The 16,373-nt window shown below is 69.2% G+C and carries 13 protein-coding genes and 3 tRNA genes; 8 read left to right on the top strand and 8 right to left on the bottom strand.

Translation table 11 applies throughout. The features are described from left to right. Positions 1-734: 734 nt before the first annotated feature. Entirely contained in the window at positions 735-1,061 is a 327-nt protein-coding gene (locus QFZ82_RS27040) for a CU044_2847 family protein (protein WP_307715624.1), read from the top strand. Then, positions 1,058-5,125: an AAA family ATPase gene (locus tag QFZ82_RS27035; protein WP_307715623.1), complete on the top strand. Its 4,068-nt coding sequence runs from the start codon at positions 1,058-1,060 to the stop codon at positions 5,123-5,125. Before QFZ82_RS27040 ends, QFZ82_RS27035 begins: the two co-directional genes overlap by 4 nt. An 85-nt stretch (positions 5,126-5,210) precedes the next feature. On the opposite strand, the gene QFZ82_RS27030 is transcribed toward QFZ82_RS27035, so the two are convergent. The 6 genes from QFZ82_RS27030 to QFZ82_RS27005 all read right to left on the bottom strand — a co-directional run bounded on the left by QFZ82_RS27030 (position 5,211) and on the right by QFZ82_RS27005 (position 6,973). Further along, complete coding sequence (locus QFZ82_RS27030) at positions 5,211-5,378, bottom strand: hypothetical protein (RefSeq protein WP_307715622.1); 168 nt, start codon at positions 5,376-5,378, stop codon at positions 5,211-5,213. Between the two features lie 190 nt (positions 5,379-5,568). Then, the gene (locus QFZ82_RS27025) at positions 5,569-5,976 is read right to left on the bottom strand and encodes a PIN domain nuclease (protein ID WP_307715621.1); all 408 of its coding nucleotides are present in this window, start codon (positions 5,974-5,976) and stop codon (positions 5,569-5,571) included. Continuing rightward, positions 5,973-6,206, bottom strand: coding sequence for a type II toxin-antitoxin system VapB family antitoxin (locus QFZ82_RS27020; RefSeq protein ID WP_307717858.1), 234 nt, complete (start codon positions 6,204-6,206; stop codon positions 5,973-5,975). Before QFZ82_RS27020 ends, QFZ82_RS27025 begins: the two co-directional genes overlap by 4 nt. Before the next feature lie 343 nt (positions 6,207-6,549). Further along, a tRNA-Ile gene (locus QFZ82_RS27015) sits at positions 6,550-6,623 on the bottom strand. Between the two features lie 199 nt (positions 6,624-6,822). Beyond that, positions 6,823-6,895: transfer RNA gene (locus QFZ82_RS27010), tRNA-Asn, on the bottom strand. Between the two features lie 5 nt (positions 6,896-6,900). After that, positions 6,901-6,973, bottom strand: a tRNA-Asn gene (locus QFZ82_RS27005). A 172-nt stretch (positions 6,974-7,145) separates the two neighbouring features. Here QFZ82_RS27005 and QFZ82_RS27000 point away from each other — a divergent pair. From QFZ82_RS27000 to QFZ82_RS26985, 4 genes are all read left to right on the top strand, one after another. After that, positions 7,146-7,445 (top strand): YtxH domain-containing protein, encoded by a 300-nt coding sequence (locus QFZ82_RS27000; protein WP_307715620.1) that lies wholly within the window; start codon positions 7,146-7,148, stop codon positions 7,443-7,445. Positions 7,446-7,545: 100 nt separating this feature from the next. Then, positions 7,546-8,991: an FGGY family carbohydrate kinase gene (locus tag QFZ82_RS26995; protein ID WP_307715619.1), complete on the top strand. Its 1,446-nt coding sequence runs from the start codon at positions 7,546-7,548 to the stop codon at positions 8,989-8,991. A gap of 104 nt (positions 8,992-9,095) precedes the next feature. Beyond that, complete coding sequence (locus QFZ82_RS26990; RefSeq protein WP_307717857.1) at positions 9,096-10,829, top strand: ABC transporter ATP-binding protein; 1,734 nt, start codon at positions 9,096-9,098, stop codon at positions 10,827-10,829. Beyond that, the gene (locus QFZ82_RS26985; protein ID WP_307715618.1) at positions 10,826-12,757 is read left to right on the top strand and encodes an ABC transporter ATP-binding protein; all 1,932 of its coding nucleotides are present in this window, start codon (positions 10,826-10,828) and stop codon (positions 12,755-12,757) included. Before QFZ82_RS26990 ends, QFZ82_RS26985 begins: the two co-directional genes overlap by 4 nt. A gap of 141 nt (positions 12,758-12,898) precedes the next feature. Here QFZ82_RS26985 and QFZ82_RS26980 read toward each other — a convergent pair whose 3' ends face one another. After that, complete coding sequence (locus QFZ82_RS26980) at positions 12,899-14,044, bottom strand: RNA polymerase sigma factor (RefSeq protein WP_307717856.1); 1,146 nt, start codon at positions 14,042-14,044, stop codon at positions 12,899-12,901. A gap of 167 nt (positions 14,045-14,211) precedes the next feature. On the opposite strand from QFZ82_RS26980, the gene QFZ82_RS26975 reads away from it, so the two are divergent. Together QFZ82_RS26975 and QFZ82_RS26970 are read left to right on the top strand one after the other, a co-directional pair. Next, positions 14,212-14,823 carry a hypothetical protein gene (locus QFZ82_RS26975; protein ID WP_307715617.1) on the top strand — a complete coding sequence of 204 codons (612 nt, stop codon included), beginning with the start codon at positions 14,212-14,214 and terminating at the stop codon, positions 14,821-14,823. Then, positions 14,820-15,800 carry a nucleotidyl transferase AbiEii/AbiGii toxin family protein gene (locus QFZ82_RS26970; RefSeq protein WP_307715616.1) on the top strand — a complete coding sequence of 327 codons (981 nt, stop codon included), beginning with the start codon at positions 14,820-14,822 and terminating at the stop codon, positions 15,798-15,800. The genes QFZ82_RS26975 and QFZ82_RS26970 overlap by 4 nt, the downstream gene beginning before the upstream one ends. Before the next feature lie 45 nt (positions 15,801-15,845). Here the strand turns inward: QFZ82_RS26970 and QFZ82_RS26965 are convergent, their stop codons facing one another. Then, on the bottom strand, positions 15,846-16,331 hold the full coding sequence (locus QFZ82_RS26965) for a hypothetical protein (RefSeq protein ID WP_307715615.1): 486 nt from the start codon (positions 16,329-16,331) through the stop codon (positions 15,846-15,848). Positions 16,332-16,373: the final 42 nt, after the last annotated feature.

Genomic DNA, 16,373 nt, shown 5'->3' with positions numbered 1-16,373 from the left:
GGATCGTCCGTGATCTTCCCGACTCTGCCGAGATCTTCCTGTTTCCGCAGGTCAGACCGCTGGTGCAAGTGGTACCCATTCGGCTGCTTCCTGATCCTTCCGGGTCCTTCCGTCCACTGCGCGTCCACTACGACTCCACCGGCACCGGTCCTCACGCCCAGCGCGAACGGCATGGTGAGCCGTCCGCGCAGGTCGAGGTCATCGAGAGGGAGGGGAGCTGAACTATGGTGCAGCGGAGTGCCTTACCGGCGCAGAGACCGCTCACCCCCTGCGCCCGGGGTTTAGCTGGTGACCTTTTTGCAGGTCAGCCGCTTACTTGCAAGTTGACCCAACGCCCGCCGATCGGGGCCCCAACGGGACTGATGCGAAGCGCGCCTTCAGCCTGCTCAATGCCTGCGGCGATCTCGGCGGCGAGCCGCTGCTGGGCACACTCAAGTGGCGCCCGGTTCTGTCTCAGTGCCTTCCGGGTCTGGGCGTAACGCGGGATCGGCGACCACGACTGCTGGCCGTCCGGCCACTGGCCCGCCCCAGTCACTCCTTCGACGCAGGGCTGGGCCGGTGGCGGGGGCCCGAGGTGTCCGTGCTCCGGGACCACTCCTCTACCGGTCCAGGCAGCCGAAGGTGATCAGGGGACCAAGCTCGACGGCGGGCTGACCGCCTCCCACGATTCGCCCAGCGGTCGGTCCCGAAGGGCACAATGCCAGTCAACCGATCGGCAGCCAGGGGGAGTTAACGTGTCAACGCGGCAGGTCTCGTACGTACTTGACGACGAGACCGTTGTGCAATTCGAGATCGAGGAGACGGACACCTTCCGACCGGTGGGGGCGGAGGAAGTAGTGGGCAGGGTCCGCGAAGCCGTGCGGCCGGCCGTGGAGGCCGCACGCGCTGTCCTGGACCGAGTGCGGGAGGTGCGCCCCGCCGAGGTGGAGGTCAAGTTCGGTGTGAAGGCGACCGGCACGGCGCAGTGGTTGGTGGCCAAGGCCGCCACCGAGGCGAACTTCGAGATCACCCTGATCTGGAGACCGGGCGAGACTTCGAACGCGGCCCCCGACAGCTCGTGAACGCGTCCCTGCGCCCGGGCAACGATCCTTGGGTCGCGGCGGTGCACGCCGACAAGTATGACAACCGTCCTTTGGGATCCGGGTTCCTCATCGACAGCCGGCGCGTGATGACCTGTGCCCACGTCGCCTGTCCCCCATGGGACAAGGACGCCGCCCTGTGGGTGGCCTTTCCCAATTTCGACCAACTCATGGACCGGCGGCTGCCGGTGAGTGAGGTGATCGCCCCGAGCCCGGAAAGCAAGCGGCACACACAGGACGTCGCGATCCTGGTCCTCGCAGACAGCGTTCCAGGCGAGTCGGCGGCACCTTTGCGCCGTCCCACGGCAGGAAACCTCGTGGGCGAGCCCTGGTGGTCCTTCGGTTTCCCCGACGACGTCTTCGGCAGTTCCTCCGACGGGGAGGTGGGAGAGAAGCTGGCTCACGGCTGGATCCGGCTGGACACCGCCTCGCGGTATTTGGTGCGCCCCGGCTACAGCGGCGCCGCCCTGTGGTCGCCCACCTATCAGGCGGTGGTCGGGATGGTGGGCCAGGCGAACAGCCGTGGCGACGCCCTTGCACTGACGCTGTTCCAGGCAGACAAGTGCCTTCCTGACGAGAAGTTGTCCGCCCTGACGGAGTGGTCGGCTCAAGACGCAGGTGAAAGCGCACTCGCCGCCTGGGGCTGGACCCTGGAGGACGACCCCGAGGCCGGGCGGCACTGGAAGCCGCGGGCGCGCGGCGTCAGCACGGACGCGGAGCGGGGTTTCCGGTTTCGAGGTCGCACCGCGGCCTTGACCGAGATCGTCGAGTGGATCACCGCTGACGAGGCCCCCAGGCATGTACTGGTGGTCACCGGATCCCCCGGGGTGGGAAAGTCGGCCGTGCTCGGGCGGGTCGTGACGTCCGCCGACACCGCCATCGCGGCGACTCTGCCCCAGGCGGACGACGCCGTACGCGCCCCTCTGGGCTCGGTGTCCTGCGCCGTCCACGCCAAGGGCAAGATCGCGCTCGAAGTCGCCCGTGAGATTGCCCGCGCCGCGTCTGCGGCGATTCCGCAGACTGTGAGCGATCTCGCTCCCAGCCTGCGCGCGGCACTCACCGATGCCTCAGGGCCACCCTTCACCGTCGTCATCGACGCGCTCGACGAGGCCACCAACGCCAAGCAGGCTCGGCTCATCGCCCGCCAGATCGCCATTCCCCTCGCCGAAACATGCGCGGACCTGCATGTACGCGTCATGGTCGGCAGCAGGCGCCGAGACGATGGAGGAGACCTGCTCGCCGCCTTCGGTGAGGCCGCGCGCGTGATCGACCTGGACAACCCCGCGTACTTCGAGGAAATCGATCTCGCGGCATACGCGCAGGCAACACTGCAACTGCTCGGTGATGAGAGACTCGGCAACCCCTACGCCGACGACCGTGTGGCCCGCCCCGTCGCCGCTCGTATTGCCCGGTTGGCCGATGGCAACTTCCTGGTGGCGGGGCTGACCTCACGTACCCGCGGATTGCGTGACACGGTAGCGGTGGCCCCGGCGGACATCTCGTTCTACCCCACGGTCGCCGCGGCGCTGCCCGAATACCTGGCACGACTGCCCTCGATCGACGGCATTGCAGCGGAAACGGTGCTCACTGCGCTCGCCTACGCCGAAGCCCCGGGACTACCGCTCTCCCTCTGGGGCGTCGCCATCACGGCGCTGCACGGCACCTGCCCGACGGAGAATCATCTGCGCGCGTTCGCGCGTTCCGCGGCGGCCAACTTCCTGATCGAGACCGGTGTCAACGACCAGAACGCCGGGGTCTTCCGTCTCTTCCACCAGGCACTCGACGACGCGCTCAAGAAGTCCCGCGTCGAAAACGGAGCCAAGGAGGAGGACGAGCGGGCTCTCACTCGCGCTTTCATCGCCCACGGACAGACCTGCGGCTGGGATGATGCACCTGCGTATCTCCTGCGTTCGCTGCCGCGGCACGCACTGCATGGCCGGGTCGTGGACGACCTGCTCGCCGACATGACATATCCCCTCCATGCTGACCTGCGCCGACTGATACCAGTGGTGGGGCAAGCGCAGACACCCGAGGGGCGAGGACCTGCGCTGATTCTGCGTCAGACGCCCCTGGCCATCGATGCCGGGCCTGCGGAGCGTGCGGCGCTGTTCAGTGTCACCGAAGCCCAGGAGGGGCTCGGCCGTTCCTATAAGGAGCACGCGGCCGGCAGTCCCTATCGGGCCGCGTGGGCACTGGTCACTCCGCAGGCCGAGGAAGCGGTACTGGAGGGGCACACGGAAGAGGTCCGTGCCGTGTGCGGCCTCGTCGCCAGGGGACGTTCCGTGCTCGCCAGCGCGGCCGAGGACGGCACTCTGCGTCTGTGGGATCCGGTTTTGGCCCGGGTGACACGAGTCCTGCAGCCCCGATTCGGTGGAATCAGGGCGCTGTGGAACTGCACGATCGACAATCGCCCGCACCTGGCCCTCGGCACCGGAGACGTGGTGCGCTTGTGGGATCCGGCGACAGAGACCGGTGCCGGGCAACTCCTTGCCCTGAAGGGACATGGCAGCACCGTGTACGACCTCTGCCAACTTCAGGCCGGGGACAGTACTTATCTGGCCACCGCCGGTGCAGACAAGACCGTACGTCTCTGGGATCCCACCACTGGACTTTGCGTGCGGGTGATCACGGGGCACACCGACTGGGTCAACGCTGTGTGCAGCATCCCGTCGCCCCACGGTGACCTACTCGCCTCGGCAGGCGTCGACGCGACCGTGCACCTCTGGAACCCGCTCTCGAGTGAGACGCCACTGCGCCTGCTGACCGGGCACGAAGACGCGATCAACGCCATGTGCGCGATCGAGGTCGGCGGTCACGTGCTGCTGGCCACTGGCAGCTCGGATGCGACCGTACGACTATGGGACCCCGTGACAGGGGAAGCCGTGCGGACCCTCAGTCGCCGTGCGGAGCCGGTGCTCAGGCTGTGCCCGCTGGAGGTGGAAGGCCAGTCACTTCCCGCCTGCACGACAGGCGATGCCATCCAACTGTGGGATGCCGCTTCTGACGATAACGTCATCACCCTGCGTGGGCACAGCGACGATATCGGGGCGCTGTGCACGCTCCCCGTTCACGAACGTATGTTCCTCGCGAGCGGTGGCCTCGACCACACGGTGCGCCTCTGGGACCCGGCAAGGGTGCAGGTCAAGGAAGCCCATGCCGTTCACGCGGTGTGCGCGGTGTCTGTGGACGGACGCACGGTCCTGGTGACTGGTGGCGATGACGGAGTGCAGGTGCGAGACGTTCTCACAGGCCAAGCCGAACGGTCTCTGGAGGGCCCGAGCGACTGCGTACGCGCCCTGTGTCCACTGGTCGTCGACGGCCGCATCCTCGTGGCCGCTGCCGACGATGACCACTCCGTCGTTCTGTGGGACCTGGGATCAGCGGATGTGTTCGGGGAGTACCGGGGACACGCGGCTGCTGTTCACGCCGTCTGCTCTCTGAGGGTAGACGGACGCACGCTTCTCGCCAGTGCCGGCGCCGACTGCAGCGTACGCGTGTGGGATCCCGAAACGGCAGAGACCGTCCACACCCTCTGGCATCCCTACGGCGTGTACGCGGTGTGCGCCGTCAATGTCGATGGAGTCCAACTTCTGGCTTCTGCCAGCGGTGGGCCTGATGGCCGGGTTCACCTGTGGGATCCCACAACTGGCGAACGCATCGGACACCAGTGGCGCGCCTCGACGGCGGTTCTTGCCATGTGCTCCTTGCACATCGGCAAGCAATCAGTTATCGCCGCCGCGACAATTGACGGCGAGACATGGCTCTGGGACGCCGCCACTGGGCAGCGTGTCCACGACCCTGAGGAGCCCGGCCTGCGCCATACCAGCGCGATCAACGCCCTCTGTACCGTCGAACACGCTGGTCGTACGCTCCTGGTCACTGCGAGCAGCGACAGGACGGTGTGCCTGTGGGACCCTGCCACCGCAACGCGGGTCATGGAGGTGCCAGTTCGCCATGTCGGCCTTGGGGTGGCATGGCACAAGGGGCTCCTTGCCGTAGGGCTCGACCGAGGCCTACAGGTCCTCTCCTTCAACCTGCCGTCCTGAGCTTGGGAGGCTTCCGCTCGCTCGGTTGAGTCCTCTGGCCTACGCAGGACACCACGCGAGGCGGCGACAGCGATCCACGGAATCGTCACACCCGCCGTTGGGCGGTGGCACCGTGCGTTGCAGGGGTGTGGAGCGTGAAGAAGGTGGCGCGGTCGTAGATGGCGATCGTCTTCACGCCTGCGGCGTTGTTGCCGTGCGCGACTTCGGCAACGAGGAACGTCCCCACCTCGCGCATCCCCGCGTACGGCGCCAACTCCTCTGTGGTGAGTTTCCTTGCTCGACGAAACCGCCCAGGAAAGGCAGTAGTGGATCGTCGCGGCAGTCGCCAGCGTCGGATCCACGAGAGTGATCCACTCATGCATGCAGGCGAGCAGCGCAGTCGGCTGGGATGCTTGTAACTCAGTCCGAAGCACGGACCGCCTCGGTCGTGCTGTGGGCACAAGTCAGGCACGCACGTCCCGCTCCTGCACTTCCTTCAGGACCGCCGACACCGCGGCGAAGTCGTTGTCCACGTGGAGCACGGTGTGCCCGTGGTGCATCGCTGTCGCGCACACCAGGAGATCGATTGCGCCGGCGGCGCGATGCTGCCCGCGTTGAGTGAGTTTGTACTGGGCGGTGTCGACCCAGCGCCACGCGTTCTTCGGGACTGGCGAGAGCTGACACAGGGCGTCCAACTCCTCGGCGAGCTCGTCCCGGTGAGTCGGACTGGTGGCCGAGTAGAGGAACTCCGCCCTCGTGGGCTCACAGACATGAAACACGCCAGCGGCGATGTGCCCTTCCCATGGCTGCAAGGCTCCCGGCGTACGGAACAGGTGCCACAGAGCCGACGTGTCGAGGAGATACGTGATCACTCGAAGGCCGCCCGCCGCGCGCGCTTTGCAGCCTCATGCGCGGCCGCCGCAGCCTCGAACTCGCCCCGCTCGCCCCTTGCGGCCAGCTTCTCGGCCGCCTCAAGCCTCCTGATACGGGCAACGTAGTCCCGCAGGGCAGCGTTGACGGTCTCCTTCTTCGTGGACGCGCCCATCAGGCGCATCGCCTCAGTCAGCGCCTCGTCATCGAGGTCAATCTGGGTAACCGACATACCGACCACCCCATCCCACGTGTCCATGATGTACATACCCAAGGTACATCACCAACATTCGCCACGCGGCACCCTTCGAGCAAGATCGACGCACGCACGAGTCGCCGGACGCATTCGAGACCCGCAGGCTCCGCCCACTGCGGGCGACAAGTCGCTCGTTCGCGATCACATCTCATGCCATACAAGGCACGTCAGGCATCGGTGACATTTCGGACACACCGCGTCCACTACGTGTCCACTGGATCTTGGTCTGAACGCATGAACGGGGGGCACCACTCCGGAGTGGTGCCCCCCGTACTCACGTTTCAGCAGGTAGAAACGGTTCTCTGGGAGACCTCTGGAGTGGGGCGGGTGGGACTCGAACCCACGGCCGACGGATTATGAGTCCGCTGCTCTAACCGGCTGAGCTACCGCCCCTCACGGCGCGTCGCGCACATTTGTGCGCGCCGTCTGCCGCAGCATAGCCGGTCATACGATCTCCTGCCTCGCACGGTCGGCAACGCTCGACCAGGAGGACTTCCCTGTGTGCCGCCCGGTTCCGGATGTCGCGCAGAACATACGGAAGACCCCCCGGAACGCGAAAAAGGACCCTCATCGGGGCCCTCTTCCGCCTCTGCTCCCCCGGCTGGACTCGAACCAGCAACCCTCCGGTTAACAGCCGAATGCTCTGCCAATTGAGCTACAGGGGATCGCGCTCCCCCGACTGGACTCGAACCAGTAACCTGCCGGTTAACAGCCGGCTGCTCTGCCAATTGAGCTACAGGGGATTGCTGCGTGTGCACCGAACGCACCTGCCGGGGTGCTCCCGGGGGGCGTGCGCTCGCTGCGACACATACATTAGCGCAAGCAGGGGGGTGCTCCGCCAATCGGTTCGGCACCGCGTGATCACGGGCCTCGACGGGTAGGCGGGCAGCACCGACGCAACGGAAGGTGACACCCATGCGGTACAAGCTCACGTTCGTCGTGGGACTGGCGATCGGCTACGTGATCGGCACACGGGCCGGCCGAGAGCGCTACGAGCAGCTCAAGAAGTCCGCGCGGCAGTTCTCCCAGAACCCGGCGGTGCGCAACGCCGCGGAGTCGGCCGCCCACAACGGACGCGAGGCGGCGGGCAAGGCGTTCCACGCCGTGAGCGACAAGGTCGGCGACCGGATGCCCGAGTCGGTCGCGGAACGGGTCCGCGCACTGCGGGAGCGGGGCTCCGGCACCGAGGACGAATGGGGAACGAGCAACACCTGACACGCGCTGCCGCCGGTGAACCGGCGGCGGCGCCGTTTTCCGGCGCCTGCCGGCGGCACATGTGACGAGACCGCCCCCGGCGTACGGCAGAATTCCGGACATGGGGATAGTCGCCGGATTGGACAGCTCGTCCGCGTTCACACGCATCGTCGTCTGCGACGCGGACACAGGCGCAGTGCTGCGCCAGGGATACGCGCCGCATCCCGTCGAGCCCAAGGCCACCGAGATCGATCCACAGGCGTGGCTGCTCTCGCTCGGCGAGGCGGCCGGAGGCGGTCTGCTGGAGGGCGTGGAGGCCATCGGCGTCTCCGCCCAGCAGCACGGCCTGATCACGCTCGACGCGCAGGGCGGCCTGGTGCGGCCCGCACTGCTCGGCAACGACAAGCGGGCTCAGGTCGCGGCGGCCGATCTGATCGACGCGCTCGGCGGGCGCCAGGCGTGGGCGGAGGCCGTCGGATCGGTTCCGCAGGCCGCCCAGCCCGTGGCCAAGCTGCGCTGGCTGGCCCGCAGCGAGGCGGAGGCCGCGCAGCGGGTGGCGGCCGTGATGCAGCCGCACGACTGGCTGGTGTGGCAGCTGCTCGGCCGCCCCGCCCGCCGGACCACCGACCGCGGCGGCGCCTCCGGCACCGGCTACTGGTCGGCCGGCACCGGCTCGTACCGTCCCGACCTCGTCGAGCTCGCGCTCGGGCACCCGTGTGCGCTGCCCGAGGTGCTGGGCCCCGCCGACGCCGCCGGGATGACGCCGGAGGGGCTGCTGATCTCGGCGGGCACCGGGGAGACCATGGCGGCCGCGTTCGGGCTCGGCGTCGGCACCGGCGACGCGGTGGTGTCGCTGGGGGCCTCCGGTTCCGTGATGGCCGTGCACCACGAGGCGCTGGCCGACCCGACGGGAATGATCACCTCCTTCGCCGACGCGACCGGGATGCACCTGCCGGTCGTGCACACCCTCAATGCCGTACGGGCGCTGCGCGGCACCGCCGATCTGCTGGGCGCGGCCGACCTGGCCGAGCTGTCGGCGCTCGCCCTGAAGTCCACTCCCGGCTCGTCCGGCCTGGTGCTGCTGCCGTACCTGGAGGGCGAACGGACCCCCCAACTTCCGCACACGGCGGGCACCTTGAGCGGGCTGCGGCGTGAGTCGATGAAGCCCGAGCACCTGGCGCGCGCCTCGTTCGAGGGCATGCTCTGCTCGTTGGCCGACGCGCTCGACGTGCTGCGCGGGCGCGGGGTCGACGTGCGCCGCGTGTTCCTGCTCGGGGCGGCCGCCGAACTGCCGGCCGTCCAGGCCATCGCCCCCTCCGTCTTCGGGACGCAGGTCGTCGTGCCGCAGCCGGCGGACTACGCGGCCCTGGGCGCGGCCCGGCAGGCGGCGTGGGCGCTGGGTGCCGCGCGGGGGACGCTGTCCCCGCAGGCGCCGCCGGCCTGGCAGGGCGCCGCCGCCCAGGTCTTCGAGCCGGGCGAGGATGCCGCGGTGGGCAAGGCGGTGCGTCAGCAGTACGGGGCGACGCGGGACCAGATCCACCCGGGGGCGTTCGGCCCCGCGGTATGACGATCTGCTTTTGACTCGGGCTTGGGGAAAACCCTTGGGGGTTCGGCGGCCGGGTGCCGGAAGATGAGGTGACCGCCGATCTTGCCGAGCCCGAGAGACCGCACGTGCTGATAAGACTGCTGCGGACCTACCTGAGTCCGTACAAGAAACCGATCGCCCTGCTGGTGGTGCTGCAACTGCTGCAGACCAGCGCCACCCTCTATCTGCCGACCCTCAACGCCGACGTCATCGACAACGGTGTCGTCACCGGGGACACCGGTCACATCCTGACCGTCGGCGCGCTGATGATCGGCATCAGCGTGGTCCAGGTGCTGTGCAACATCGGGGCCGTCTTCTACGGCGCCCGGACCGCCGCCGCCCTCGGACGGGACGTGCGGGCCGACATTTTCGCTCGGGTGCAGAGCTTCTCCGCCCGCGAGGTCGGCCACTTCGGTGCGCCGTCTCTGATCACGCGGACGACGAACGACGTCCAGCAGGTCCAGATGCTGGTGCTGATGGCGTTCACGCTGATGGTGTCGGCGCCGATCATGTGCGTCGGCGGCATTCTGATGGCACTCGGGCAGGACGTGCCGCTGTCGGTCGTGCTGCTGGCGGTCGTGCCGGTGCTCGGCATCGCCGTGTCCCTGATCGTCAAGACGATGCGCCCTCTGTTCCGCACCATGCAGGAGCGGCTCGACACGGTGAACCGCGTGCTGCGCGAGCAGATCACCGGCAACCGCGTGATCCGCGCCTTCGTCCGGGACACGTACGAGCAGGAGCGCTTCCGCGGGGCGAACGACGAGCTGACGGACGTGTCGATGTCCACCGGCCGGCTGATGGCGCTGATGTTCCCCACCGTGATGACCGTGGTGAACGTGTCGTCCATCGCGGTCGTCTGGTTCGGCGCGCACCGCATCGACAGCGGGGCCATCCAGATCGGCGCCCTGACCGCCTTCCTCGCGTATCTGATGCAGATCGTGATGGCCGTGATGATGGCCACCTTCATGTTCATGATGGTGCCGCGTGCGGAGGTGTGCGCCGAGCGCATCCAGGAGGTGCTGGACACCGACTCCAGCGTGGTTCCGCCGAGCGCACCCGTGCGCGAGCTGCGCGCCCGCGGTCATCTGGAGGTGCGCGGCGTGGACTTCTGCTACCCCGGCGCGGAGGAGCCTGTGCTGCGCGGCATCGATCTGGTGGCGCGGCCGGGCGAGACCACCGCGATCATCGGGTCGACCGGCAGCGGCAAGTCGACGCTGCTGGGGCTGGTGCCGCGGCTGTTCGACGCGACGGGCGGCGAGGTGCTCGTCGACGGCGTGGACGTGCGGGAGCTGGACCAGGAGCTGATGGCCCGCACGGTCGGGCTCGTGCCGCAGAAGCCGTACCTCTTCTCCGGCACCGTGGCGACCAACCTGCGCTACGGAAATCCGGACGCGACCGACGACGAGCTGTGGCAGGCGCTGGAGGTGGCGCAGGCGGCCGACTTCGTGCGCGGACTCGAGGGCGGTCTGAACGCGCCCGTCGCCCAGGGCGGGACGAACGTCTCCGGCGGCCAGCGCCAGCGGCTCGCGATCGCGCGCACCCTGGTGCAGCGTCCGGAGATCTACCTCTTCGACGACTCCTTCTCCGCGCTGGACTACGCGACGGACGCGGCGCTGCGGGCCGCGCTGGCGCGCGAGACCGCCGAGGCGACGGTCGTGATCGTCGCCCAGCGGGTGTCGACGATCCGTGACGCGGACCGGATCGTGGTGCTGGACGAGGGGCGGGTCGTGGGGGCGGGCAGCCACCACGAGTTGATGCAGGGCAATGAGACGTACCGAGAGATCGTGCTCTCGCAGCTGACGGAGGCGGAGGCCGCATGAGCGGGGGACCTGCTGCACGGATGATGGCGGGCCAGAGTCCCGGCGAGCGGTCGATGGACTTCAAGGGCTCCGGCAAGCGGCTGCTGCGGCAGCTGGCGCCCGAGCGGGCCGCGCTGTGGTGGATGCTGGCGGCCGGTGTGCTCAGCGTCGCGCTGAACGTGATCGGGCCCAAGATCCTCGGAACAGCGACCGACCTCGTGTTCGCCGGCGTCGTCGGCCGGGAGATGCCCGACGGCACGACCAAGGAGCAGGCGGTCGAGGGCCTGCGGGCGAAGGGCGACGACGGACTCGCCGACATGCTCTCCGGAGTGGACTTCATCCCTGGCGAGGGCATCGACTTCACCGCCGTGGGCAACGTGCTGCTGGTGGCCCTCGCCGTGTACGTGGCGGCGGGCCTGCTGATGCTGGTGTCGACGCGGCTGTCGATCAAGGTGATCAACCGGACCGTGTACCGGATGCGCGAGGACGTGCAGGCGAAGCTGTCGCGGCTGCCCCTGTCGTACTTCGACAAGGCCAAGCGCGGCGAGGTGCTCAGCCGCGCCACCAACGACATCGACAACATCTCGCAGACCCTCCAGCAGTCGATGGGCCAGCTGATCAACTCGCTGCTCACGATCGTCGGCGTGCTGGCGATGATGTTCTGGATCTCGCCGCTGCTGGCGCTGGTCGCGCTCGTCACCGTGCCGGTGTCGGTGTTCGTGGCGACGCGGGTCGGCAAGCGGTCGCAGCCGCACTTCGTCGCCCAGTGGAAGTCGACGGGCGCGCTGAACGCGCATGTCGAGGAGATGTACAGCGGTCATGCGCTGGTGAAGGTCTTCGGCCGCCAGAAGGAGTCGGCGCAGGGCTTCGCCGAGCAGAACGAGGCGCTGTACGAGGCCGGGTTCAGGGCTCAGTTCAACAGCGGGATGATGCAGCCGCTGATGCTCTTCGTCTCCAATCTGAACTACGTGCTGGTCGCCGTCGTCGGCGGGCTGCGGGTCGCGTCCGGCTCACTGTCCATCGGCGACGTGCAGGCGTTCATTCAGTACTCGCGCCAGTTCTCGATGCCGCTGACGCAGGTCGCCTCCATGGCGAACCTGGTGCAGTCGGGTGTCGCGTCCGCCGAGCGGATCTTCGAGCTGCTGGACGCGGAGGAACAGGAGCCGGACGCTCCGTCCGTCGAGCGGCCCGAGCGGTCCGAGGGCCGGGTGTCGCTGGAGAAGGTGGCGTTCCGCTACGACCCGGAGAAGCCGCTGATCGAGGACCTGTCGCTCACCGTCGAACCCGGGCACACGGTCGCGATCGTCGGCCCGACGGGCGCGGGCAAGACGACGCTGGTCAATCTGCTGATGCGGTTCTACGAGGTGACCGGCGGGCGGATCTCGCTCGACGGGGTCGACATCGCGAAGATGTCCCGTGAGGACCTGCGGTCTGGCATAGGCATGGTGCTGCAGGACACCTGGCTGTTCGGCGGCACGATCGCGGAGAACATCGCGTACGGCGCCTCGCGGAAGGTGTCCCGTGAGGAGATCGAGGAGGCGGCGCGCGCGGCGCACGCGGACCGGTTCATCCGCACGCTGCCCGACGGCTACGACACGGTGATCGACGACGAGGGCTCGGGCGTGAGCGCCGGCGAGAAGCAGCTGATCACCATCGCGCGGGCGTTCCTGTCCGACCCGGTGATCCTGGTGCTGGACGAGGCGACGAGCTCGGTCGACACGCGTACGGAGGTGCTGATCCAGAAGGCGATGGCCCGCCTGGCCCACGGCCGCACGAGCTTCGTGATCGCCCACCGGCTCTCCACGATCCGGGACGCGGACGTGATCCTGGTGATGGAGGACGGGTCGATCGTCGAGCAGGGGACGCACGAGGAGCTGCTGGCGGCGGAGGGGGCGTATGCGCGGCTGTACGCGGCGCAGTTCGCGCAGGCGGTGGTCGAGGTGGAGTAGCTCACGCACCCCTTCACGGAGCCGGGGCTTCGCCCCGGACCCGGCCGGCGGCTGCCCACGGCCCCGGCCGGGAGGGGGCCGCACCCGGCGGGGCGCGGTGGTCTCGGGGCGTGGCCGGTCCCCCGGCCGGCGGCGTGCGGGTCAGTCGAGGTAGCCGCGGAGTTGGTCGGCGAACGCGTGGTCGCGGAGTTTGGTCAGGGTCTTGGACTCGATCTGGCGGATTCGTTCGCGCGTCACGCCGAAGAGGCGGCCGATCTCCTCCAGCGTGCGGGGGCGGCCGTCGGCCAGGCCGTAGCGGAGCTGGACCACCTTGCGTTCGCGCTCGCCGAGCGTGGACAGCACCGCCTCCAGATGCTCGCGCAGGAGCAGGAAGGCCGCCGATTCGACCGGCGACGCGGCGTCGCCGTCCTCGATCAGGTCGCCGAGGGCGACATCGTCCTCCTCGCCCACCGGCGCGTGCAGCGACACCGGTTCCTGCGCGAGGCGCAGCACCTCGCCGACCCGCTCGGGCGGCAGGTCGAGCTGGGCGGCGACCTCCTCGGGCGTCGGCTCGCAGCCCCGCTCCTGAAGCATCCGGCGCTGGACGCGGACCACGCGGTTGATCAGCTCCACGACATGGACCGGCACCCGGATCGTGCGGGCCTGGTCGGCGAGCGCTCGGGACATGGCCTGGCGGATCCACCACGTCGCGTACGTCGAGAACTTGTAGCCGCGCGCGTAGTCGAACTTCTCGACCGCCCGGATCAGGCCCAGGTTCCCCTCCTGGACGAGGTCGAGCATGGTGAGCCCGCGGCCCACGTAGCGCTTGGCGACCGAGACGACGAGGCGGAGGTTGGCCTCGATCAGACGGCGCTTGGCGAGCCGGCCCATGACCACCAGCCGGTCGAGGTCGACCGCGAGCCGGGAGTCCGGGTCGGGCGTGTTCGCCAGCTTCTCCTCGGCGAAGAGGCCCGCCTCGACGCGCCGCGCCAGCTCGACCTCCTCGGCCGCGGTGAGCAGCGGGATGCGGCCGATCTCGCGCAGGTACTGGCGGAACAGGTCGGAGGACGGCCCCGATCCCTCGGCGGCGCGGGCCACGGGCCGGGGCGGCTCGGGGACTTCGAGTTCGAGTTCGTCGGCGGCCTCGTCCTCGGCCGCGCTCGCCTCCACGGGGTCCGGCACCGCCTCCGGGTGCCCCGCCGGCGGGCCCTGCGCGGGCACCTGCTCGACGGCGGCCGTGGCGACGGCCACGGCCGCGTCGGTCTCGGTCAGGGTCTGGGTCTGCACGGGGGCGACCTCCAGGGTGATCGCTGCCGGTCGGGGGCGTGCGGCAACTCCGAGGGCTCAGGCACCGCCCCCAGTGTGGGGTACGACACATCCCTGCCACGAGGGGCGTGCGGTGACTTTTTGCGACCCGTGCGTGACCGGTCGGTTACTCGGATGCCCGGCGTGCGGGAGTCTGGGAATATCTGCCGGTGCACAAGAGCAGTGAGTACGAGACCCATGTGACCGTGCGCTGCGGCGCCGGCGGGGAGGAGCGGCTGGACGCCTGGGCGCACGCGGCCGGGCTGAAGGTGACGCACATCGAGCTGGCCCGGGGCCGGATGGTCTCCCAGCCGATGCTGACCCTGAAGGGCCGCGACGGCTTCGCGGCCCAACGGGCCGCCGCCGAGCGGCTGGTGGAACGGCTGCGGTCGGCCGGCTTCGACCCGGTGCGCGTGAAGATCGAGACCACGCCCTGGTCACCGGAGGTGGCGGCGACAGCGGACGGGTACTTCGAGCACCACGTGAAGCTGCTGCTGGGCCGGGACTTCGACCGCGAGGCGCTCGCCGCGCTGGCCGTGCGGCACGGGGCGCACCTGTCGTGGAACGCGCGGAGGGTGTCCGGCGGCGGACGGCACGAACGGTTCGTGACGCAGCGCTGCCACCGGGTCTCCGCGGCGGAAGCGGGCGTGGCGTGTGACGCGCTGGTCGCGGAGTTGACGAAGCAGGGCTACGAAATCCGGTCACAGGAGCGGGAGTTCGTGCTGTACGACAGTGATCTGTCGGTCGACGACGGATGGATCGAGGAGGGGGCGGCACAGTGACGCAGGCAGGCAGGCGGCCGATTCCGGGCGGGCCGGAAGATCTGGCCGAGTCCAGGGCGGACATCGAGCGGCGCACCACGGAACTGCCGCGCACCCTGCGGGTGGGCATGGACCACAAGGGTGCGCGGCACCAGGTCTTCGACCCTGCGCTCAAGCACTTCAGCAAGGCGTTCCGGCCGTTGGACGCTGTCACGGCCGATACCGCGGCCTGGCAGTCGGCCCGGCGCACCGCGCTCGACACGGTCCTCGACGCCGTCTCGCGATCGGGGTGGGCCGATTCGCTGGTGCTGCGCGGCAGCATGCTGATGGCGGCCTGGTTCCCCGGGGAGGCACGCGAGCCGAAGGATCTCGACTTCGTGGTCGTGCCCGCCGACTGGAACATCGAGGAGGAGCGCACGGGCACCATGCTGGCCGGCATCGCGTCGGCCGCGCAGCGCGCGGCCGACGAGCGGGGCGGCCCGCTGACGATCGACGCGAGCGGCGCCGAGTCCGAGTACATCTGGACGTACGACCGGGTGCCGGGGCGGCGGATGGTGCTGCCGTGGTCCGTTCCGGGCCTGCCCGGTGGTCAGGTCCAGCTCGACTTCGTCTTCAACGAGCGGCTGCCGAGGGAGGCGGTCCGCACCACGGTCGCGGGCACCGAGCTGCAGGCGGCGAGCCCGGAACTGTCCTTGGCGTGGAAGCTCCAGTGGCTGCTCACCGACGTCTACACGCAGGGCAAGGACCTTTACGACGCCGCCCTGCTCGCAGAGCGCCACCCGTTGTCGTACGAGCTGCTCGACGAGGTGTTCCGGCTGACCGGCGAGTGGCCGTACCCGTACCGCGAGACGGTCCTGTTCGAGGACGTCGTGGAGGCCGTCGGGTACGCCGAGTGGGACCACTTCGCCGCGGACTACCCGCAGTTCGCGGACGACGAGCGCGTGTACGCGGAACGGCTGCTGACGGCGATCGCCCCGACCTTCGCGGACGAGCGGTGACTCCTGGGGGCGCGGTCCGGCGGGGAACGCCGACGGCCGCCGGGGTCAGTCCCCGCGCGGCCCCCGGAAGTCCACCGAGGTGACGAGGGCGTAGTCGAAATAAATCGGGTCGCCCTCCTCGTCCATCGGGTACTCGAAGCTGCTCTCGTTCGACAGGATCACCTTGAGGTCGGGAAGGGTGTCCACCCCGTCGTCGTTCTGCTCGACCGTGTGGCCCCGTTCCTGGAGGCGCTCCAGCAGTTCGTCGCTGGGAGCGCGGAAGACGTCGAGCCCGTCGAGGACGACCGTCACATCCGCGTCCTCGATCCGGAACCGGTACACGTGGATGTCGGTCAGCGCGCCCTTGGTGAAGCCGAGCGTGAACGCCGTCTCGGACTCCACGTGCTCGCAGAACACCTGCCCGGGCGCGTCGCCGTAGTCCGCGTCGGACGGGACGAAGCCCAGTTCGCGCGCGGCCCCGACCGCCTCCTCGGCCGACATGCCGAGCCGGAGCGTGGCAACCCCCACCTCCGGCAGCAACTCAAGAACCATCGCCGTCCTTCCCACCGTCCCAGAGGGACCGCTCATCGGCCT

It is taken from the genome of Streptomyces sp. V4I23, assembly GCF_030817975.1.
Classification (GTDB): Bacteria; Actinomycetota; Actinomycetes; order Streptomycetales; family Streptomycetaceae; genus Streptomyces.
The sequence above is the reverse complement of the archived record's forward strand: the minus strand, read 5'-3'. Positions and strand labels throughout refer to the sequence as shown.

Bases quoted from the DNA above. Each gene is read 5' to 3' on its own strand.
- QFZ82_RS27000 (WP_307715620.1), top strand. From the start codon at position 7,146: ATGCGGTACAAGCTCACGTTCGTCGTGGGACTGGCGATCGGCTACGTG.
- QFZ82_RS26995 (WP_307715619.1), top strand. From the start codon at position 7,546: ATGGGGATAGTCGCCGGATTGGACAGCTCGTCCGCGTTCACACGCATC.
- QFZ82_RS26965 (WP_307715615.1), bottom strand. From the start codon at position 16,331: ATGGTTCTTGAGTTGCTGCCGGAGGTGGGGGTTGCCACGCTCCGGCTC.
- QFZ82_RS27020 (WP_307717858.1), bottom strand. From the start codon at position 6,206: ATGTCGGTTACCCAGATTGACCTCGATGACGAGGCGCTGACTGAGGCG.
- QFZ82_RS26985 (WP_307715618.1), top strand. From the start codon at position 10,826: ATGAGCGGGGGACCTGCTGCACGGATGATGGCGGGCCAGAGTCCCGGC.